Origin of the sequence: Planococcus wigleyi (assembly GCF_014836985.1) — a bacterium.
Classification (GTDB): domain Bacteria; phylum Bacillota; class Bacilli; order Bacillales_A; family Planococcaceae; genus Planococcus; species Planococcus notacanthi.
On record NZ_JACSPU010000001.1, the window covers coordinates 1042206 to 1061907 of the forward strand.

The window sequence follows — 19702 nt, forward strand, 5'->3', positions numbered from 1 at the left end:
AACGGATGCCCAACCCTTTTACAATAGAACAGCTGGATCTGCTCTACAGAAAATCAAAAGATCCGGTCTATTTTATGAAACAGATCGATGAGACGTTTGAGTATGTCTACGTCAATCCGGTATGTTTCAATATTTTCAAGAAAGAATTGGTGGGCACGACGCTGGAAGACAGCATGCCGCCTGAGCTGACAAGGGAGATCAAAAAACAGTACCTGATCGCATTGAAAGCGGGCAAGAACCATATATACCGCGATTACAGTTTATTCAGCGACCTTGAGACCGCGATGGAAACCGAATTGACGCCCATTGATTTCAAAGGGCAGCGATTTGTGCTGGCGGTAACGAGAAATGTAGCAGCTCAGAAGAAAATAGAAGAGGATTATTTATTCTACGAGTCACTGGTTCAAAACTCTGTGGATCCCATGATTATGATATCGGCCGAGTATATGGTCATTGACTTGAATCCGGCTTATGAAAAAGCATTTGGAGTGAAGAAGGATGAATGGGTCAACCGTTATTACGATGAGCTGTCTGATGACCATAAGGAGCTGTTCAGACCCGGCAAACTTTTGCTGGAACAGTTTAAACCGGGCGCAAAAAGCACTTCGCTGATTATGAAACGACGAAAGCAGGATGGTACGGTAGCGAAGTTTTCAGCCAGCTATTCACCCATCAATGAAAATGGCATCATTCGGGCATTTCATGTCGTATTAAGGGAATTGACCAGTGAACTGCTTTTGAGGAATGAACTCAAAAAAACCGAGAATATTCTGGAGAGCTACAAGGATGCACTTAATTACGCAGCACTTGTCGCGATGTGGAGTGTATCTGGTAACATAGAATTCGTTAATGAAAATTTTAGTGAACTCACAGGATACCAGCCGGAAGAATTGATCGGCGTCAACATCTCTACCATAGGAAAAGCGGTCATATCGACGGAAGAATATGAAAAAATCCGCGCGGTTGTCTGGAAAGGGCAAATTTGGCGCGGGCAGATCCGCAGCCTGAAGAAAAATGGCGTTCTGTTCTGGGTAGATGCCACAATCATTCCGTTGATTGATGTGGAGGGACAAATTTATCAAGTCATGTCGATTCTTTTTGACGTGACGGAACGCAAACAGCTGGAAGAGCAACTCCGTTATATGGCCTATCATGACGGCTTGACGAAATTGCCGAACCGGCGAATGATGGTTCAGCAATTTGAAAAGCTGAAACAAGAAGCGGCTGAAAAAGGAGAATACATTGCCCTTCTGTACATTGATGGAGACGATTTTAAATCCATCAATGACCAATATGGCCATGACGTCGGCGACGATTTCATCTACCATTTCGGCCAGGCGATAAAAAACAGCATCCGCAAAGAAGATTTGGTTGCACGTGTCGGAGGCGATGAATTTCTGGTCGCACTGTTCGGCCTGGCACCGGAAAAAAGCCAAGTGCTGATTGAAAAAGTCATCAGCCGCATCAATCACGCACTTTCAGAAGGCTGGAAAATCAATGGCCATTGGTTCACCCCGACTTCATCGGCCGGCATTTCCATTTTTCCGATGCACGGCAATAATTTTGAAGAATTGGTCAAAAAAGCAGATGCCGCCCTCTACTTAGCGAAAAGCAGCGGAAAAGGGAGTTTCTTCCTGTACTCATCCCTTTAACGGCAAGGTTCGGATGCAAAAAGGAACCTATAAAATGGATAAAAACGATTTAAATCAGACTGTGTGAAAATTTTCACGAAAAGCCTTGTTTTTTATTGGGGAAGTAGTAAGATTGATAGGGAATTTTAAACTTTTCTTGCTAAAACGCCTTCTGCTTTATGTCTAGTGGGATGCGTGATAATATAGACAAGACATATACAAATTAAGTGACTGCCGTCAAACAAATAGTTGGAGGTTTTTTTAATGTCTAGCAATTATTCAGATGCAAAATCCCCATGGAGTTCCATTACTGGTCCTAACTTAGGGTACATAATGGAAATGTATGACCTGTATCAAGAATCACCGGAATTACTTGATCCAGAATACGTTGAGCTTTTCAAACAGTATGGGCCACCTGTTGAAGCAACCACAGGTCAACAAACTGCAGTTGCAGAAACTGTTGAACCTAATAATTTCCAAAAAGTCTTGGCTGCTGTTCAATTGGCTGAAGCAATCCGCGCTCATGGCCATCTGGCATCGGATATCTATCCGCTGAAAGATCAGCCCAAAGATACTTCACGTCTGGAGCCTTCTACATACGGCTTGACTGAACAGGATTTAAAAGAAGTACCGGTATCATTACTTCTGACTAATGCACCAAACGGCATTGCAAACGGTCTGGAAGCGGTTAATTATTTGAAATCGCTTTATACGGATAAAGTCGCTTTTGAATTTTCCCATGTAATCCAGCCGCAGGAACGCAGCTGGCTGCAAGAAAAAATTGAAGCTGGGGAAGTCAAACCCAAGTTGGATGCAGACAAAAAGAAACAAGTCTTGGACTTGTTGACGCGTGTAGAAGGCTTCGAGAAGTTTGTACATCGCACGTTTGTCGGCCAAAAACGCTTTTCTATTGAGGGCGTGGATTCACTTGTTGTGTTGATGGATGAACTGGTCCGACTTTCTGAGTCTGCGGGCACTCAAGACATCATGATCGGAATGGCGCATCGCGGCCGTTTAAATGTGCTTACGCATATCTTGAACAAACCGTATGAAATGATGTTTGCCGGTTTTGCGCATGTTGGAGATGACGCATTCCTTCCAGAAGACGGCTCACTTCAAATCACCAAAGGCTGGTTCGGGGATGTAAAATACCATATGGGCGCAGCCTTTAAATCGGAAAAAGGGACAAGTATCAAACTTGCCTATAATCCCTCACACCTTGAAATCGTCAGCCCGATCGTTGCAGGACAGACACGTGCGGCGCAAGAGCTTACGGATAAACCTGGTGTAGCAGCTATGGATCCTAATAAATCCTACTCGATTCTTGTTCACGGGGATGCGGCATTCCCTGGCCAAGGCATCGTGACTGAAACTTTGAACTTCAGCCGTGTTAAAGGCTACCAGACAGGTGGATCAATCCACATCATCGCCAATAACCTGATCGGCTTTACGACAGAGCAGTTTGATTCAAGATCGACGCATTATTCTTCAGATCCTGCAAAAGGCTATGAAGTTCCTGTTATCCACGTCAATGCAGATGAGCCAGAAGCGGTTGTCGCTGTGGCACGGTTGGCGTTTGAATACCGTGAGAAATTCGGCAAAGACATTCTGATTGATTTGATCGGTTACCGCCGTTATGGCCATAACGAAATGGATGAGCCGTTGGTGACAAACCCAACGATGTACCATGGCATCCACCAGCACGATACAGTCCGTGAACTTTACGGAAAACAGCTGTCAGCAGAAAACGTATTAGCTGAAGACGATGTTAAACAGCTTGATGCAGATATACAGAAAGAAATGCAGGAAGCTTACGATAGAGTCAAAGAAAATAAATCTGCGGATTTCCCGAAAGTCGAGATTCCTGACGGCGTCTTGAATGGCTATCCTGAAGTTCCGACAGGCATCGACAAAGATGTTCTGACGAAGATGAACGAAGAATTGCTGTCTTGGCCAAGTGATTTCTCTGCATTCGGCAAGTTGGCGCGCATTCTGAAACGCCGTGAAGATCCGTTCAACGGCAAAGGCAAGATTGACTGGGCACATGCTGAAACGCTTGCATTCGGTACGATCCTGCAAGAAGGCAATCCGATTCGTTTGACTGGCCAGGATGCGCAGCGCGGAACATTCGCTCATCGCCATCTTGTACTGCATGATGAAAAGAACGGCAATGAACTTGTGCCGTTGCATCACATCTCAGATGCTAAAGCATCGTTTGTCGTCTACAACAGCCCGCTTAGTGAAGCATCTGTACTTGGCTTCGAATATGGCTACAATGTTGAAAACGACAAAGCGCTTGTCATCTGGGAAGCCCAATACGGCGATTTCGCCAACATGGCACAGATGATGTTCGATCAGTTCATTTCAGCGGGACGCGCAAAATGGGGACAAAAATCCGGATTGGTCATGCTATTGCCGCACGGCTATGAAGGACAAGGACCTGAGCACTCGAGTGCCCGCTTGGAAAGACACCTTCAAATGGCTGCTGAAAACAACTGGACGGTTGCAAACCTTTCAAGTGCAGCAAACTATTTCCACATTTTACGCCGTCAGGCTAAAATGCTTGGAGAAGAGTCGATTCGCCCATTAATCATCGTTTCACCGAAATCGTTGCTTCGCCACCCTCTAGTTGGTGCGGATGTAGCTGATTTGACAGAAGGCAACTTCCAGACAATCATCGAACAACCGAACATGGGCAAAGATGCTAAAAAAGTGAAACGCATTCTGTTTGCGAGCGGGAAAATGGCGATTGATTTAGCAGAACGGGTAAAAGATGGAAAAGGCTACGAGTGGGCGCATATTGTCCGCGTCGAGCAGCTGTATCCATTCCCATCCGAAAAAATCAAAGCCATCGTTGACCGTTACCCGAATGCCAAGGAATTGGCTTGGGTACAGGAAGAGCCTCAAAACATGGGTTCATGGACATTTGCGGATCCATACCTGCGTGAAGCGGCAGACGGCAAAGAAGTGAAATATTACGGACGTATTCAGCGCCAAAGCCCTGCAGAAGGCGATGGAGAAGCGCATAAAGTTGAACAAGCACGCATCATTGATGAAGCATTAGCTAAATTGTAAGGATAATCTAAGGAGGAATTTTTTGTGGCAGAGATCAAAGTACCAGAATTAGCAGAATCGATTACAGAAGGAACAATCGCTCAGTGGCTTAAACAGCCAGGCGAAACAGTTGAAAAAGGAGAATTCATCGTTGAATTGGAAACGGATAAAGTCAACGTTGAAGTTATTTCCGAAGAAGCTGGAGTCGTTCAAGAACATTTAGCGCAAGAAGGCGATACAGTTGAAGTTGGACAAGTAATCGCAATCGTCGGCGAAGGTTCTGGCGAAGCTGCAGCACCTAAAGCTGAAGAAGCTCCACAAAAATCCGAAGAACCAGCTAAAACAGAAGCTCCTGCAACTCAAGAGCCTGTTGAAAAAGATCCAGCGGCTGAAGAGCAATCTTCTTCTGACCGGACAATCGCAAGCCCTGCTGCACGCAAATTAGCACGCGAAAAAGGAATCGACTTGGCTGCTATCACGCCAGTTGACCCAATGGGCCGTGTACGCGTTCAGGACGTAGAAGCTCACGGATCAAAACCGGCTGCAAGCGCTCCTGCTGCAAAAGCGGAAGCACCAAAAGCTGCAGCTCCTTCTTCTGATGAAGAAAATGGCCGCATCATCCGTGAAAAAATGACAAGACGCCGTCAAACGATTGCAAAACGTCTGCTTGAAGTAAGACAATCAACTGCCATGTTGACTACATTCAACGAAATTGACATGACAAACGTTATGGCATTGCGCAGCCGCAAAAAAGACCAATTCCTTAAAAACAACGACGTGAAACTTGGCTTCATGTCATTCTTCACTAAAGCTGTTACAGCTGCATTGAAAAAATACCCATATGTCAATGCTGAATTGGACGGGACAGATGTCCTTCTGAAACAGTTCTATGATGTCGGGATTGCTGTTTCAACTGAAGAAGGCCTTGTTGTACCGATCGTTCGCGACACGGACAAAAAGAACTTCGCTGAAATTGAAGCAACTATCGGTGAACTTGCGACTAAAGCACGCGATAAAAAGCTTTCAATTGCTGATATGTCAGGTGGTTCATTCACGATCACTAATGGTGGGGTATTCGGATCATTGATGTCTACACCAATTTTGAACGGAACACAGGTTGGTATTCTTGGAATGCACACAATCCAAAAACGTCCTGTTGCTATCGGCGACGAAGTCCAAATCCGTCCGATGATGTACGTTGCACTTTCTTACGATCACCGTGTCATTGACGGAAGCGATTCTGTAGGCTTCTTGAAAATGGTTAAAGATATGATCGAAAACCCTGAAGATTTGTTGCTTGAATCTTAAGAATTGATCACTCTGATAGTCCTGCATTGCAGGACTATCTTTTTTTTGTCATCATAAGGATAAGAACAGCCTAAAGGCGGTAGAAGTCCATGGATATCTCATTTTTTATTGAATTAGTGAAGGAATACGGTTATTTCAGCATGTTCGTCTTTAATTGGCTGTTGCTGTTCGGACTGCCGATTCCCAATGAAGTGGCTGCGGCATTTTCAGGCGTGTTGACGGAAATCAGTTATTTTAAGCCGGTCTATGCTTTTCTCTCCGCTTATTTGGGATTGGTCACCAGTAATACGTTTGCCTACTTTATCGGCCGCAGTTTGGGGCACCGGCTGTTGAACCGGTTGAACAAGACGCGCCTGAATGGCCCAATCAGCCGCTTTAGTGCCTTTCTTGAAAAGCATGGGGAATGGGCGATCGCTTTCAGTTTTTTCCTGCCGGGAATCCGTTGGGCTATGCCATATGTCGTCGGAGCCAACCGCTTTCCTTTTATGCGCTATTTGATGTTTGCTTATACAGCCGGCTTTGTCTGGATGTTCATCTACTTTAATATTGGCAGGATGTTCCCTTATGCTTATCAGACCATTCTTGAACACCTCCAGGGTTTTCTGGTTTTGGTATCGGTCCTTATTGTAGCAGCGGCCCTGCTGCGCTATTTGTATAGCGCAAAGTTTACGAAAAAGTGAAACGTCTCGAAAATTAAGGTGTTTTATCTTTTAGGTATATCGGTGGTGCAGGAACAATAGATTTTCAGGAGCCGGTTTGAAATTAACCGGGGTTTTCCTTATACTGAAGGATAGACAGATAGAAAAGGATGAGGACGATGATTCACAACGAATGGCTGGAAAAAGAAACAATCAAAACGGTCACATGCAAACATACCGACGCAGCTAAGTTTTTGGTTTCCAATGTGCTGACTGTAGGCAAAGAATACAAAGTGAAAAACGAAACCGAAGAATTCATTTTTGTCGTGGATAACACGGGCAAAATTGGCGGATTCTACAAAACGTATTTCGAGTGATCAAAAGAAATCTTCAGCAATAGAGAGAATTTTTTCCATTGCTGCCCGTTAATGCGGGACAACCGAATAGCGGCGACTTTTGCCGGTACAATTGGCTGCTGCCAGCCATAAAGAATGTCAAAAAGCCGATGGATTCACATCGGCTTTTTCTGTGGAAAGAAGGAATAAGAATGTCATTGATTGAACAGGATATCACGAAGCGTAAAGAACGGAGACATGAAGATTACACTAAATTAATCGGAAAGCCGGGTTATATTGCTCCCGATAACCATCTCTGGCAGGATATTCTGTCAGCAGTGGTATTGCGCAAGCCTGTATTGCTGAAAGGGCCGACCGGAGCAGGCAAGACCAAGCTGGCTGAAAGCATATCGGCTCTTTTCGGACAGCCGATGCAAAGCATCAACTGCTCGGTTGACCTCGATGCTGAAGCGCTATTGGGCTTTAAGACTTTGGTGCAGCGGGATGGCCAAAGCATCATCGAGTTTGTAGAAGGGCCTGTCGTAACTGCCATGAAAAAAGGCCATTTCCTATATATTGATGAAATCAATATGGCCAAAGCCGAAACGCTGCCGATTCTGCACAGCGCGCTGGATCATCGCCGCATGATGACCAATCCGTTTACCGGAGAAGTGATTGAAGCCCATCCGGATTTCGGCGTCATTTCAGCGATCAATGAAGGCTATATCGGCACGGCACCGATGAATGAAGCGTTGAAGAACCGCTTTATTGCGTATCCGATTCCTTATTTGACCGGCCAGCAACTTGCAGAGCTTTGGAACCGTGAATTTCCGGATGCAGACGCAACTCTGAAGTCGTTTATGCTGAATCTGGCGGAAGACTTGATGAAGCAAGTGAAGAATGGTTTGTTGTCGGAAGAAGCCGCTTCGATCCGCAGTTTGCTGGATGCTACGGCACTGGCCCAATACATGGATCCGCTGCGCGCCGTGCGATACGCGATTGCCGAAAAGTTGGAAGATGAAAGTGAACGCGATTTGTTCATGGACTTGGCTCATACTTGGAAAAAGTAGGTGGAAAAGATGGCATCAGTCAATCGCTTTATCCAATTCAATAACGAAACCATCGATACGAAAATGCTTCATCAAATGGAGTTGCTTGCCGGTGCGTTGGCGGATGCCCCTTATTTGAAGGTGACGACACGCAAATTGGTGGAACTGCGGCCATCTGAATCCGCCATGTCCATCAGTGTGTTTTGGCGGCATCGCACAAAACGGATCGAGCGCAACGGTTACTTGTCGGATATCTATTTGATGGCAGCAGGCTATTGGCGCGATTTCAGCTTCGCTGCATGGCGCCGTTTCAAACAAGTGGATACCGCTTTGCCGAGTTTAAGGGAACAATTATTATTGTGTGCAGAAGAGTTTCGGCTGTCCGAGAAGATAAAAGCGGCACGTCCCGGAACGGCTGCAGCTTTCGATACGAGGGAAGCTGTTTACACCGATTACCACGAAGATCAATTCCAGCAGAATCTGAAAAAAGGCTTTACAAGCGATTTGTTGATCAATGCGGCTTATTTGAGTTTGCGCGGTGTCGAAGTGAATGCTGGAGAGCGTTTCAATGCTTTATCATTCATCTGGACCGAGTTATTTGATGCAAGAACGACGATGGACTCCATAAAAGTAGTGAATCGGATTATGGACCGGATTGAATTTCTGCTGGAGTCGGATGCTTTGCATACGTACTACACATTTGGCGAGGCAGCCGATAAAGCTCCGCCGTTTCATTATCACGAAGGCATTGATGCCGAAGAGTCAGATGAACCTGAAGAAATTGAGACCATTGAGGAATGGTTCCAAGCCTGGCACAGGGAAACTGAAAAGAGCGAGGCGCCAGCAATGGAGTTTGAGCTCGAACGTGGAGATTCCCAATTGGCAGAAGGCGGCAGGGAAGAAGAAGGCACAGCAGACGTCCAACAGACCGCCAAAGGAGATTCAAGCGGAGAACATTTGGAAGACAGTGATGCAGAAGATCGGCAGATGGCAAGCAAGCCGAAAAAAGCGGAAGGTCGATTCGGATCTGCCAATGATCAGGTCGTATACCACGAGTCCAGGTTGCTGGCAGAAAGAGACCATCGCCTGGAGATCGAAGCCTGGCGAAACAAACAAGCACCGTATGTGCGGGCTTTGCTGAAAGAATTGAAAAAGCGCATGACGCAAAGGCAGGAAGGCGTCCGCAGCAATTTGAACGCAGGCCGGCTGTCGAAAAAACTGATGCCGTTGGTGATTGAAGAACGGCCAAAACCTTTCTACCGGAAAACAGCGCCTTCCAAAGAACTGGATGCAGTTTTCTGTCTGTTGATTGATGGCTCGGCTTCCATGATCGACAAGCTGGATGAGACCAAGCAGGCTGTCCTGCTTTTCCACGATGTGTTAAGAGGCTTGGATGTGCCTCATGAAATCGTCCTGTTCTATGAAGATGCGTACGAGGCAAGTGATGCTGAACAGCCGAATTATTTTCAATGGATGCATAAATTCGAAGACCGGGGCAGAGATCATGCACAGGAAATTGCCTCGTTGGATGCGCATGAAGACAATCGGGACGGTTTTGCCATACGCTGGATGAACAGCCGGCTGAAACGGCGGACCGAAAAACACCGCTTTTTACTGGTCTTTTCCGATGGGGAGCCATCTGCCTACAACTACGCTGAAAACGGCGTAGTGGATACGGCAAACGCTGTTTCGGAGGCGAAAAAGCAAGGCATTGAAGTGCTGCATCTGTTTTTGAGCGGCGATTCCATTACAGAAGAACAAGCGGCGTTTTACCGGATGATGTATGGCAATAAATCCGTCAGTGCTGATTCTCTCGAACAATTTGTCGAACAGACGCTGCGCCTGTTGAAAAGGAGTTTGCATCTGGTGATCCAGGCGGGATAATTTTTCATTGTTTCCGGCTAATACGGGCCTTTTCGAAGATTGACTTCCAATATAAGGATTTACTTTCCGACAAGCATAAAATACTTTCCAAAATAGCCGGAATACTTTCCGCTGGCATTCAAATACTTGCTGAATCTGTTGAAATACTTTCCATACAAATAAAACACAGAAAAAAATCCCCGGAAGCGATGGAGCTTCCGGGGATTTGCTGTTATTGATTGTTTTCATTGCCATCGTGGATCGCCAGAAGGCGCTGTTTCAAGTCTTCTTCCATGCGGCCGATTTCGAGCTCGGCGGCTTTGCGGTTTCTGCGGCCTTCCGCTTGGATCTTCAATGTTTCTTCGATGGTTTCGAGCAGGTTTTCCTGCGTTTTCTTCAACGTATCGATTTCAACGATGCCACGCTCATTTTCACGGGCAGTTTCAATCGAATTCATCTTCAGCATCTCAGAGTTTTTCAAAAGCAGGTCATTGGTGGTAGACGTAACTTGTTTTTGCGCTTCGACAGCTTTCATCTGTTTATTCAAGGTCAACGCAATGGCGATTTGGTTTTTCCATAATGGAATCGACGTCATGATGGATGACTGGATCTTTTCCGCCAAGGTTTGGTTGGTCTGTTGAATCATGCGGATCTGCGGTGCGCTTTGGATGGTGATTTGGCGCGACAGCTGCAGGTCATACAGCCGTTTTTCCAGACGGTCGACATATTGCATCATGTCGTTGACTTCTTGATAAACCATTTGATCCTGAGAACTCTCTGCTTTTTTGCGGAGGGCAGGGATCGTTTCGCTCATGATTTCATCGCGCTTCAATTCAGCAGCAGCGATATAGACATTCAATGCCTGGAAATACGTTTTGTTCTGGTCATAGAGTTGCTCAAGCATCTGGACATCATCAAGCAGTCCGCGTTTGGAATGGTCGAGCTGGATGCTGATGCGGTCGACTTGTGTGCTGAGCTTCTGGTATTTGGTCATCATTTCCTGGACTGAATACTTGGCTTTCGAAAAAAGCTTGCGGATGCCTGATTTTTTCCCTTGCGTCAATTCTTCAGGATTCAGTTCTTCCAGTTTCTTCATTAGATCGTGGAGCACGTCACCGACAGGGCCGATGTCTTTACGCTGCACATGATCGAGCATTTTATGCGAAAACTGGCTCAGTTGATTTTGGGCATTGGCACCGTATGTGAGAATCGCTTCGTTATTGCCGACGGGAATTTGCTTGGCGAGCTCCCGTGCTTTCGCTTGCTCTTCTTTCGTTAAGCGGTCCATTAAAGCGACAGGGCGCCCTTCTGCCTGTTCAGCTACAGACTGCTCCTGCTTTTCCAATTGCATGCCAAAAGGCGATTCCAATAAATCATCCAATTCACTTCGAGTTGATGGTTTCTCTGTCATCTTCCACGTCTCCCTCGTGTTCAGGCTCTGGCTGAACGAGTAATTTCTGTTGCTTGTTATTGTGCTTATCGACAGCCAATTGGGCGTAATCCAATTCCATACGGAGTCTTTCGACATCGCTGGATAGAACTTGCTTCAGATCTTGTTCCATCACTTTATTGAGCGACAACAGCATTTCCCGGGTGTCCTGCAAAGCGACGCGCATGTCGCGGTCTTTGACAGGCTGCCCAACCAATAATGTGTATTTCTCCGTCAATTCAATCGCTGAATCCAGATGGGAATAGAAGAACGGCTCAGCCAAGTAGAATTTTCTGGGGTTTTGTTGCACCACTGTAATGATTTTATTCGCAATCTTTGTCATATCCATCAATTGCTTGAAAGATGAAATGGAACGGACTTTATAATAATTGCTTTGAAGCTGTTTGATTTTATCTTTGCCTTCTTTTATCTGGTTTCTGACATTTTTAAATTCACTGCGGGTCATCCCGAGATTTTTGGAGTCTGATGAAAGTTGAACTTGCTTGATGGTCGTGTTGCTGGCAAGATAGGTTCCAGCTGCCACAGCTCCAGATGCGATCAATCCGATCTCTGCACCCAAATAAAGGACCGGAAACATCACAGTCATGAGAGGCAGGCTGACGGATTGCCTTTTGATGAAATTTTCAATCGGCTTTAAGGGCTTCATGCAATGGACCTCCTTTATTGCTACTTAACTATACGTCCTGGACACCGAAAAGTTTCGTTTCGATGCTTGCTTTACCTTATATTTTACGTGAAACTGCATGTCAATACAAACTTTCGAATCTCTTGAAAATATCATGCAAAACGCTTTACAAGCTGTAAAATATTTGGCAAAATGCTAATTAGGAAGAAATGGGGCTGGAACTATGCATGAAATCGTCTACACTCGAGCAGATTATGAACCTTGGTGGATGTTTGATGACTGGAAAGAAAAAATCGTCTCTCTTCAACAATTCTCTTCTGACGAGGAAGCACAGCGTTATTTGGAAGAACAGAAGCAGGCTTTCAGTCTGCAATTTGCCAATCATGAAAAACGGGATTTAGCTTTTGATGCTTACTGGAATGAGGAAGAAATGGAATATTGCGAAAAGTGCGAAGAGGATCTGCAGATTTTTCATAGTCTTATATGGCTAGTGGATGGGGTTCCAAAGATAAGTTTTTAGATTTATTTGACTTTTGTAGTCAATTTGCTATACTGATAGTAACAACATGAAATCTTGACCAATTACCGCTATTCACGCATTCCCAAAAGTGATCAGCAAGTGATGGTACTTTTGGGAATATGTGAATTTTTTTATTTGAAAAGATTCCATATTGAAAATTTTTTTACCACAGGAGGTAATTTACATGCAAGAAGGAACAGTAAAATGGTTTAACTCAGAAAAAGGCTTCGGGTTTATCGAAGTTGAAGGCGGAGACGATGTATTCGTACACTTCTCAGCTATCCAAGGCGAAGGCTTTAAAACACTTGACGAAGGACAACGCGTTGAATTCGAAGTTGAAGAAGGAAACCGCGGACCACAAGCTACTAACGTAACTAAAGTCTAATGTCCAAGAACCACTCTCTCCAGAGTGGTTCTTTTTTTGCATCAATTCAGCGAAAATCCTGTATGCTTTTCCTGCTCCCGGTTCTTTATTTCCTTCTACTCCTTTCTTTAAAGAAGTGAGGGACGTCCATTTGTTGCCGCTTCTTGCCGTGAAGGTTTTTATTCAGACTTGTCAGGGTATAAATAAAAGACTGGATAACGAGAATATGGGAGGTTTTAAGTATGGAAGGCAAAGTAAAATCGTTTGATGAAACCAAAGGTGTAGGCATGATTACTGGAGACAACGGCGAAGATTTCTTTTTCGAAGAGATCAATATCAATGTAGATGGCCTCCGGAAACTGAATCCTGGGCAACCGGTGAAATTCACCGTCTATCAAGGCGTAGCCGATAAAGAGCGTGTAGCGACAAATGTAACATTGGTATTCTGATGGTCAAGCCAAAAGTGATAGTTGCACAGAAGTAAGATGGAGGGGGGACATTCAAATGACGAATGAATACTTAAAAAAACCGATGCCAAGCGAAGAAAAACAACAGGATTTCTACCAGAAGCTCCGGGCGAAAGTCCAGAAATGGGTAGACAATAAACCCGGAGTGGTTGGAACAGTCAGCGGATATGTTCTTTTCGCTCCAGACCTTTTTCACTTGCTGACGAAGATGATGCTGGACGGCCGGATTGATGCGAAGAGCAAAGCGGCAGTTGGTGCCGGTATTATGTATTTTATCGCACCAATTGATTTTATGCCGGAAATTCTTGTAGGGCCAGGCGGATTCCTCGACGATGTTGTCGTGGCCGTATTTGTCATCAATACGCTTTTAAATAAATTCCCGACAGAAGTCATCACCGAGCATTGGGCAGGAGATGAAGATTTATTGGCGCTTGTCAAAAAAGTCTCCAACTCAGGAAATAAATACGTTTCCAAATTGCCTGCAGGCCGTTTAGTGAAACGTTTCACCAAATAAAACCAACAGGCAAAGCCAGGGATGTGAAGACATCCGCGGCTTTGCCTGTTTTTCTGTATTAAAAAAGCAATAGCCCTGCTCGTTTAACCGAGCGGGCTGTTGCGGGTGGTTGGATTAGTTGGTGATGCCTTGTGTATCTTTCCATTCCAAAAATTCATCATAAGTCAATTGCTTGTCGAGGATCGTTCCGTCTTCACGGATTTCAATCACGCGGTTTGCAACTGTCTGGATAAACTGATGGTCATGGGAAGTGAAGACCATGGCGCCTTTGAAGGCGATCATGCCATTGTTCAAAGCCTGGATCGATTCAAGATCCAAGTGGTTAGTCGGTTCATCCAATAACAGGACGTTAGCGTGCGACAGCATCATTTTTGAAAGCATGCAGCGTACTTTTTCGCCACCGGATAAAACAGAAGGTTTCTTTTTCACTTCTTCGCCGGAGAACAGCATTCTGCCGAGGAAGCCGCGAAGGAATGTTTCGCTTTCGTCTTCTGGTGAGTACTGGCGAAGCCAGTCGACCAATGACGTTTCGCTTCCTTCAAAATAGGATGTGTTGTCGATCGGCAAGTAAGCGCGTGAAGTCGTAACTCCCCAGCGAGCCGAACCGGATTCCGGTTGGTCTTCTTCTGCGAGAATACGCAGAAGCGCTGATTTTGCAAGCGGATCACCGATCAAGACGATTTTGTCGTCTTTGTTTAAGTTAAAGCTGATATTGTTCAATAATTTATTGCCGTCAACAGTTTGGCTGACATCTTTGACAGTCAACACATCGTTGCCGATTTCCCGGCCGATGGTGAAGTTGACGAACGGATATTTACGTGAAGAAGGGCGGATATCATCCAGCTCGATTTTATCCAGCATTTTCTTCCGTGACGTCGCTTGCTTCGATTTCGAAGCGTTTGCGGAGAAGCGGGCGATAAAGGCCTGAAGCTCTTTGATCTTCTCCTCTTTCTTCGAGTTTTGGTCCGATGCCAAACGTGTTGCCAATTGGCTTGATTCGTACCAGAAGTCGTAGTTTCCTACATACAATTGAATTTTTCCGAAGTCAAGATCGGCAATATGCGTACATACTTTGTTGAGAAAGTGACGGTCATGCGAGACAACGATGACGGTGTTGTCAAAGTTGATCAGGAATTCTTCCAGCCATTGGATGGCTTTCAAGTCCAGATGGTTGGTAGGTTCATCCAGCAAGAGAACATCGGGTTTGCCGAATAAAGCTTGTGCCAAAAGCACTTTCACTTTATCGGAACCGGAAAGTTCGGACATTTTCTTGTCATGGAGGTCTTCAGAAATGCCAAGGCCCTGCAACAAAATAGCCGCTTCAGATTCAGCTTCCCAACCGTTCAATTCAGCGAATTCGCCTTCGAGCTCGGCTGCACGCATCCCATCTTCATCAGAGAAATCCTCTTTCATGTAGATGGCGTTTTTCTCGGACATGACTTCATATAATTTCTTATGTCCCATAATGACGGTTTCCAGAACCGCGTACTCTTCGTATTCGAAATGGTTTTGCTTTAGAACAGCAAGTCGTTCGCCTGATCCCATATAGACATTTCCGGATTGCGCTTCAAGATCACCTGACAGAATTTTGATGAACGTCGATTTGCCGGCACCATTGGCACCAATCAATCCGTAGCAATTGCCGGGGTTGAATTGAATATTTACATCTTCGAATAGTTTGCGGTCACCAAAGCGAAGACTCACATCATTTACAGCTATCATTTATACGTACCTCCTAAATTTCACAATAAGAAGAGTATACCACGAAATCCACGGAAATCGATAGCAATCGCCCGTGGTCTCGGATAAACTAAAAATATAAGCTTATTTTACCTCGTTTTGCGTTCCAAATAAGCTTCCAACAAGCCAAGTTCCTTGTTAAGCAAATACTCCATCCGAACATATTCGCGCCGCCCGGGAATATGTTCGGGGGTTAGGCCTTTCATCGAATAGATAAAGTAGTAGCCGCCGATTTGGCGGAACAAGACAACGACATGCGGAAACTCATCGAAAATCGCTTTTATGTTATAGCGTTTTGCGTAACTCCAGTTTACGAGCTTCATTGACTACCCGCCTTTCACACCTCCATTTTAAATGATGCAAGGGTGAGAACACAAGTTTGGCGTAAGGCATTAATTTGAAAACCATTTAAACAGTAATATGCCCGTTTAGTATAGGTAGTTGAGCTAAAGGAATAATATTTGAGACACCGCCTCGCGCTGAGAAAAAACGCTAGAGATACAGAGCCAAACAGCGGAGACTCCTTAGACAAAGCTAGCGCTGCGATGCAGGAGCACCGGTTTTTACGTAGCAGGCGAGAGGATTGGGCGCGAGCCCGCTGGGGGAAGAAGGAGTGGAAGGCAGCGGCCTGCTCCATGGAACAAGCTATACATATTTGAGTTAGTTAACAGGAGGAAAAAACGTGGTTGAAAAGCAAAAGAAATCAACATTGGGATTGATGATAGTGGCCATATTGTTCGTTGCCTTGAACCTGCGGCCAGCCATTTCGTCCATCGGCCCGATGCTCGAGCCTATACGTGCAGATTTAAATCTAAGCAATAGCGAAGTCAGTTTGCTGACGGCGATTCCGGTTTTTTGCATGGGGTTATTTGCGCCACTGGCTGTATGGTTTGGTCGGAAGTTCGGCTTAAAGCGTTCAATCGCATTATTATTAATGGCAATCGGACTGTTTACGCTAGTCAGAGGCTTTTGGCCAACTTATCCGGTTCTGCTTGGCACCGCTTTTATCATTGGTTTGGCGATCGCTATTATTGGACCTTTGCTGTCTGCCATGATTAAACGTGATTTTCCATTGCGTACTGCTGCATTGATTGGAGTCTATTCGTTCGGAATGGGACTCGGGGCGACTTTGTCCGCGGGTTTGACCGGTGTCTTTTACACGATTGCTGATTGGCCGCTGGCAATTGCAAGTTGGAGCCTTTTGTCGATAGCTGCTATCATCGTTTGGCTGCAAGTGAAACAGCCGATTGAAGTGAAAGTGGAGAGTATAGCAGGGGACAGCGCTGTCGCTTTATCGCCATGGAAAAATAAACGGGCTTGGTATATGCTGATCTTTTTCGGCTGCCAATCGGCATTATTCTTTTCTATGCTGACCTGGCTAGCGCCGATTGCCATTGAAAAAGGAATGTCGGTCCTGGCAGCCGGTGGTGTACTGACATTAATGACTGCCGTCCAGATTGCAGGAAGCATCAGCATTCCGCAATTTTTCAATCGATTTCCTAATCGTTTCATGTGGACGGTAATTATATTGGCTTCCGGCACAATCGGGATACTGCTGCTGATGTTCGGAAGTCTCGCCACGATTTGGATCGCGGCTGCTTTTATCGGTGTTGCGCTGGGGGGGCTATTCCCGATTGCCTTATTGATGCCTCTTGATGAGACCGTTTCTGCTGATGAAGCCAATCGCTGGACGGCTATGACGCAATCAGGCGGCTATATCATTTCGGCTTTCATGCCGTTGACGATTGGCATCGTTTATGACCAGACAGGCAATCACACGATTACGTTGTTGATGCTGCTTAGTTTTATTGTGCTGATGTTCATTTTTGCTTTCCTGCTCACTAATAAGAAAGAGGCTATTTCTTGATATCCGGGAGGAAGAACTCTTTGATCGCTTTCGGCTGCAGGATAAAAAGCCAGGAAAGATACAGCGAGATCAACGGGAAAATGATGCACCAGGAAGAAACCATAGTGAATGACAGTTTTGAATTCGGAAAAAATGAAGAGAAATACCAAAAATTATAACTTAAGGTCAATAACATCGTAGTAATCGGACCGACATAAATTCTTTTGGTCAAGATAGCGAGCACAATGCCGATTCCTATAACCATTGTCGGTAAAATCACTAATTGCATCACAATCGGGTCGATGGATTCTATAAGCTTCAATCGAGTTCCTCCCTAATTCGAATGTAAATAGGCGATTTGACGGAATAATCCGTCAATAAATGAGGGGAAAAAAAGTTGACGCTTCAAGCGTCAACTTTTTCCCAGGCATTGGACAGAAATGCATCCCGTCCGGATTCTTCACGGTCTTTTTTGTAATGCTCGGCATTTTTCTTATAAAAATCCTGATGGTACTCTTCCGCTCTGTAGAAAGTGACGGCATCCAAGATTTCTGTCACCACAGGTTTGTCAAAACGCCCACTGGCATCAAGGTCCTGCTTTGTTTTTTCAGCCAGCGCCCGCTGCTGATCGTTGTGGACAAAAATAGCAGCCCGGTAGGAGGAGCCGCGATCCTGGAATTGGCCCTCGTTGTCAGTCGGATCGATCTGCTGCCAAAAAATATCCAGCAATTGTTCATACGGGAAGATATCCGGTTGGAACGTGATTTCCACGGCTTCCATATGTCCGGTAGTACCCGATTTCACCTTTTCGTATGTAGGGTTTTCGATATGCCCGCCGATATAGCCGGAAACTACCTGTTCAATGCCGTCAAACTGATCGAACGGTTTGACCATGCACCAAAAGCAGCCGCCTGCGAATGTCGCTTTTTCTGTCATAATTATGTCTCCTCTCGAATTAGTGATAACCTGTTTTATACTTTGCGGATGAGATTTTGGGCTTTTCGGCATCTTGTTGTTTATATAGGAAGAAAAGCTAATTTCTACATCATCTTTTAGTAGGTAAGAAAAATCTTACCACTCCGCTTGATTCACGACAATTAAAATGTTTTATTTACAATGAATTTACCATTGGAAATCAAAAGGTGGGCTTTCAAACGGCAATGGGCATTAGTTTTTTTATGAATTCAATGGTTTCGTATGAGAAAAAGCCTATATTCCTGATTCTTTTCATTTATTTAAAGGAAATCTTGAAACTTAATGCATACCTGCGCGTCATATTGACGTAAAAGTTTAGAAAGGAGTAGATCTGTTATGGAAGAAGAATTACAACCTGTCAGAAGAAAAAGACGCAGAAAAAGAAGAGTACGGCTGCGCGGCATCATCTTCCTGCTAATGGTCGCTCTTATTGCAGTTGGTGCTTATGCATTCATACAATTTAAAAGTGGAGTAAGTTTAGCAGAAGACAATACCGAGCAAGAACCAGTAGCATTTGATGGAGATGAAGCAAACGGTGATTACGAGAATATCCTGGTATTGGGTGTCGATTCCCGTGGAGAAGAATTTTCACGCACAGATACAATGATGCTCGCTACACATGATAAAGTAAATGGGGAAATCAAGCTGACGTCATTCATGCGCGACATATATGCGGACATTCCCGGTTATCAATCCTATAAATTAAATACAGCCTATTATTTAGGAGAAAAACACGGTGAAGGCGGTGTGGATCTGCTGGCGGATACTCTGAGAAACATGTTCGGTGTGGAAATTCATCATTACGCAGTGATTGATTTTGAGAGCTTTGAAAGTCTGGTTGATGTGGCAGCTCCAAACGGCGTAGAAATCGATGTGGAAAAAGCGATGTCGAAACGGATTGGGGTCTCATTGGAGCCAGGTGTCCAGAACCTGAACGGCAAAGAGCTTTTAGGGTATGCGCGTTTCCGCGCAGACGATGAAGGCGACTTTGGCCGTGTGCGCCGCCAACAACAAGTGATTGCGGGCATGAAAGACGAATTGATCAGCATTTCTGCGATTCCGAAATACCCGAAAATGGCAGGAGCTTTGCAAGGCTATGTCCAAACGGATATGCCTCTGACCGATCAAGTGAAATTGGCGACACAGTTGGCAACCGGCGGAAGCGGGGAAGTGGGCCGTCTGACTTTGCCTGTTGAAAACAGCTATAGTTACGGAAATTACTCCCATGCAGGATCGGTTCTCGATATTGATGTAGAACAGAACAAACAGGCCTTAAGTGAATATTTGTCACAACCCTTAGACTAAATTATCAGATGATATGAT

At 45.1% G+C, this 19702-nt stretch carries 19 protein-coding genes; 13 read left to right on the forward strand and 6 right to left on the reverse strand.

Annotated elements, in window-relative coordinates:
* The first annotated feature begins 5 nt into the window (after nt 1-5).
* The 7 genes from H9630_RS04995 to H9630_RS05025 all read left to right on the forward strand — a co-directional run bounded on the left by H9630_RS04995 (nt 6) and on the right by H9630_RS05025 (nt 9899).
* Nucleotides 6-1652: a sensor domain-containing diguanylate cyclase gene (locus H9630_RS04995; protein ID WP_191714357.1), complete on the forward strand. Its 1647-nt coding sequence runs from the start codon at nt 6-8 to the stop codon at nt 1650-1652.
* Between the two features lie 243 nt (nt 1653-1895).
* Nucleotides 1896-4706: a 2-oxoglutarate dehydrogenase E1 component gene (locus H9630_RS05000; protein WP_191714358.1), complete on the forward strand. Its 2811-nt coding sequence runs from the start codon at nt 1896-1898 to the stop codon at nt 4704-4706.
* A 24-nt stretch (nt 4707-4730) separates the two neighbouring features.
* Nucleotides 4731-5993, forward strand: a complete 1263-nt coding sequence (gene odhB / locus H9630_RS05005; RefSeq protein WP_191714359.1) for a 2-oxoglutarate dehydrogenase complex dihydrolipoyllysine-residue succinyltransferase — start codon at nt 4731-4733, stop codon at nt 5991-5993.
* 89 nt (nt 5994-6082) lie between these two features.
* Complete coding sequence (locus H9630_RS05010; protein ID WP_191714360.1) at nt 6083-6673, forward strand: DedA family protein; 591 nt, start codon at nt 6083-6085, stop codon at nt 6671-6673.
* 137 nt (nt 6674-6810) lie between these two features.
* Nucleotides 6811-7008, forward strand: coding sequence for a DUF6501 family protein (locus H9630_RS05015; protein ID WP_191714361.1), 198 nt, complete (start codon nt 6811-6813; stop codon nt 7006-7008).
* A gap of 170 nt (nt 7009-7178) precedes the next feature.
* Entirely contained in the window at nt 7179-8036 is an 858-nt protein-coding gene (locus tag H9630_RS05020; RefSeq protein WP_191714362.1) for an AAA family ATPase, read from the forward strand.
* A 9-nt stretch (nt 8037-8045) separates the two neighbouring features.
* Entirely contained in the window at nt 8046-9899 is a 1854-nt protein-coding gene (locus H9630_RS05025; protein WP_191714363.1) for a vWA domain-containing protein, read from the forward strand.
* A gap of 211 nt (nt 9900-10110) precedes the next feature.
* Here H9630_RS05025 and H9630_RS05030 read toward each other — a convergent pair whose 3' ends face one another.
* Both H9630_RS05030 and H9630_RS05035 read right to left on the reverse strand, forming a co-directional pair.
* Entirely contained in the window at nt 10111-11289 is a 1179-nt protein-coding gene (locus H9630_RS05030) for a toxic anion resistance protein (protein WP_191714364.1), read from the reverse strand.
* Complete coding sequence (locus H9630_RS05035) at nt 11261-11974, reverse strand: 5-bromo-4-chloroindolyl phosphate hydrolysis family protein (protein WP_191714365.1); 714 nt, start codon at nt 11972-11974, stop codon at nt 11261-11263. The genes H9630_RS05030 and H9630_RS05035 overlap by 29 nt, the downstream gene beginning before the upstream one ends.
* A 202-nt stretch (nt 11975-12176) precedes the next feature.
* On the opposite strand from H9630_RS05035, the gene H9630_RS05040 reads away from it, so the two are divergent.
* The 4 genes from H9630_RS05040 to H9630_RS05055 all read left to right on the forward strand — a co-directional run bounded on the left by H9630_RS05040 (nt 12177) and on the right by H9630_RS05055 (nt 13818).
* Nucleotides 12177-12473 carry a DUF1033 family protein gene (locus tag H9630_RS05040; RefSeq protein WP_191714366.1) on the forward strand — a complete coding sequence of 99 codons (297 nt, stop codon included), beginning with the start codon at nt 12177-12179 and terminating at the stop codon, nt 12471-12473.
* 184 nt (nt 12474-12657) lie between these two features.
* A complete protein-coding gene (locus H9630_RS05045) occupies nt 12658-12858 on the forward strand; it encodes a cold-shock protein (protein WP_008428384.1) in 201 nt (66 codons plus the stop codon).
* 221 nt (nt 12859-13079) lie between these two features.
* Nucleotides 13080-13286 carry a cold-shock protein gene (locus H9630_RS05050; protein ID WP_191714367.1) on the forward strand — a complete coding sequence of 69 codons (207 nt, stop codon included), beginning with the start codon at nt 13080-13082 and terminating at the stop codon, nt 13284-13286.
* A gap of 55 nt (nt 13287-13341) precedes the next feature.
* Nucleotides 13342-13818, forward strand: coding sequence for a YkvA family protein (locus H9630_RS05055; protein ID WP_191714368.1), 477 nt, complete (start codon nt 13342-13344; stop codon nt 13816-13818).
* Between the two features lie 114 nt (nt 13819-13932).
* Here H9630_RS05055 and H9630_RS05060 read toward each other — a convergent pair whose 3' ends face one another.
* Both H9630_RS05060 and H9630_RS05065 read right to left on the reverse strand, forming a co-directional pair.
* The gene (locus H9630_RS05060) at nt 13933-15540 is read right to left on the reverse strand and encodes an ABC-F family ATP-binding cassette domain-containing protein (protein ID WP_191714369.1); all 1608 of its coding nucleotides are present in this window, start codon (nt 15538-15540) and stop codon (nt 13933-13935) included.
* A 107-nt stretch (nt 15541-15647) separates the two neighbouring features.
* The gene (locus tag H9630_RS05065; RefSeq protein ID WP_191714370.1) at nt 15648-15881 is read right to left on the reverse strand and encodes a hypothetical protein; all 234 of its coding nucleotides are present in this window, start codon (nt 15879-15881) and stop codon (nt 15648-15650) included.
* 359 nt (nt 15882-16240) lie between these two features.
* On the opposite strand from H9630_RS05065, the gene H9630_RS05070 reads away from it, so the two are divergent.
* Nucleotides 16241-17425, forward strand: coding sequence for an MFS transporter (locus H9630_RS05070; protein ID WP_191714371.1), 1185 nt, complete (start codon nt 16241-16243; stop codon nt 17423-17425).
* Here the strand turns inward: H9630_RS05070 and H9630_RS05075 are convergent.
* The gene (locus tag H9630_RS05075) at nt 17415-17726 is read right to left on the reverse strand and encodes a hypothetical protein (RefSeq protein WP_191714372.1); all 312 of its coding nucleotides are present in this window, start codon (nt 17724-17726) and stop codon (nt 17415-17417) included. The genes H9630_RS05070 and H9630_RS05075 overlap by 11 nt on opposite strands.
* A gap of 83 nt (nt 17727-17809) precedes the next feature.
* On the reverse strand, nt 17810-18340 hold the full coding sequence (gene msrA / locus H9630_RS05080; protein WP_191714373.1) for a peptide-methionine (S)-S-oxide reductase MsrA: 531 nt from the start codon (nt 18338-18340) through the stop codon (nt 17810-17812).
* 375 nt (nt 18341-18715) lie between these two features.
* Here msrA and H9630_RS05085 point away from each other — a divergent pair, with 375 nt between their 5' ends.
* Nucleotides 18716-19684, forward strand: a complete 969-nt coding sequence (locus H9630_RS05085; RefSeq protein WP_191714374.1) for an LCP family protein — start codon at nt 18716-18718, stop codon at nt 19682-19684.
* Nucleotides 19685-19702 lie beyond the last annotated feature (18 nt).

Bases quoted from the DNA above. Each gene is read 5' to 3' on its own strand.
- H9630_RS05010 (WP_191714360.1), top strand. From the start codon at position 6,083: ATGGATATCTCATTTTTTATTGAATTAGTGAAGGAATACGGTTATTTC.
- H9630_RS05015 (WP_191714361.1), top strand. From the start codon at position 6,811: ATGATTCACAACGAATGGCTGGAAAAAGAAACAATCAAAACGGTCACA.
- H9630_RS05045 (WP_008428384.1), top strand. From the start codon at position 12,658: ATGCAAGAAGGAACAGTAAAATGGTTTAACTCAGAAAAAGGCTTCGGG.
- H9630_RS05020 (WP_191714362.1), top strand. From the start codon at position 7,179: ATGTCATTGATTGAACAGGATATCACGAAGCGTAAAGAACGGAGACAT.
- H9630_RS05060 (WP_191714369.1), bottom strand. From the start codon at position 15,540: ATGATAGCTGTAAATGATGTGAGTCTTCGCTTTGGTGACCGCAAACTA.
- H9630_RS05065 (WP_191714370.1), bottom strand. From the start codon at position 15,881: ATGAAGCTCGTAAACTGGAGTTACGCAAAACGCTATAACATAAAAGCG.
- H9630_RS04995 (WP_191714357.1), top strand. From the start codon at position 6: ATGCCCAACCCTTTTACAATAGAACAGCTGGATCTGCTCTACAGAAAA.
- H9630_RS05040 (WP_191714366.1), top strand. From the start codon at position 12,177: ATGCATGAAATCGTCTACACTCGAGCAGATTATGAACCTTGGTGGATG.
- H9630_RS05025 (WP_191714363.1), top strand. From the start codon at position 8,046: ATGGCATCAGTCAATCGCTTTATCCAATTCAATAACGAAACCATCGAT.
- H9630_RS05035 (WP_191714365.1), bottom strand. From the start codon at position 11,974: ATGAAGCCCTTAAAGCCGATTGAAAATTTCATCAAAAGGCAATCCGTC.
- H9630_RS05050 (WP_191714367.1), top strand. From the start codon at position 13,080: ATGGAAGGCAAAGTAAAATCGTTTGATGAAACCAAAGGTGTAGGCATG.
- H9630_RS05085 (WP_191714374.1), top strand. From the start codon at position 18,716: ATGGAAGAAGAATTACAACCTGTCAGAAGAAAAAGACGCAGAAAAAGA.
- H9630_RS05030 (WP_191714364.1), bottom strand. From the start codon at position 11,289: ATGACAGAGAAACCATCAACTCGAAGTGAATTGGATGATTTATTGGAA.
- msrA (WP_191714373.1), bottom strand. From the start codon at position 18,340: ATGACAGAAAAAGCGACATTCGCAGGCGGCTGCTTTTGGTGCATGGTC.
- H9630_RS05055 (WP_191714368.1), top strand. From the start codon at position 13,342: ATGACGAATGAATACTTAAAAAAACCGATGCCAAGCGAAGAAAAACAA.
- H9630_RS05000 (WP_191714358.1), top strand. From the start codon at position 1,896: ATGTCTAGCAATTATTCAGATGCAAAATCCCCATGGAGTTCCATTACT.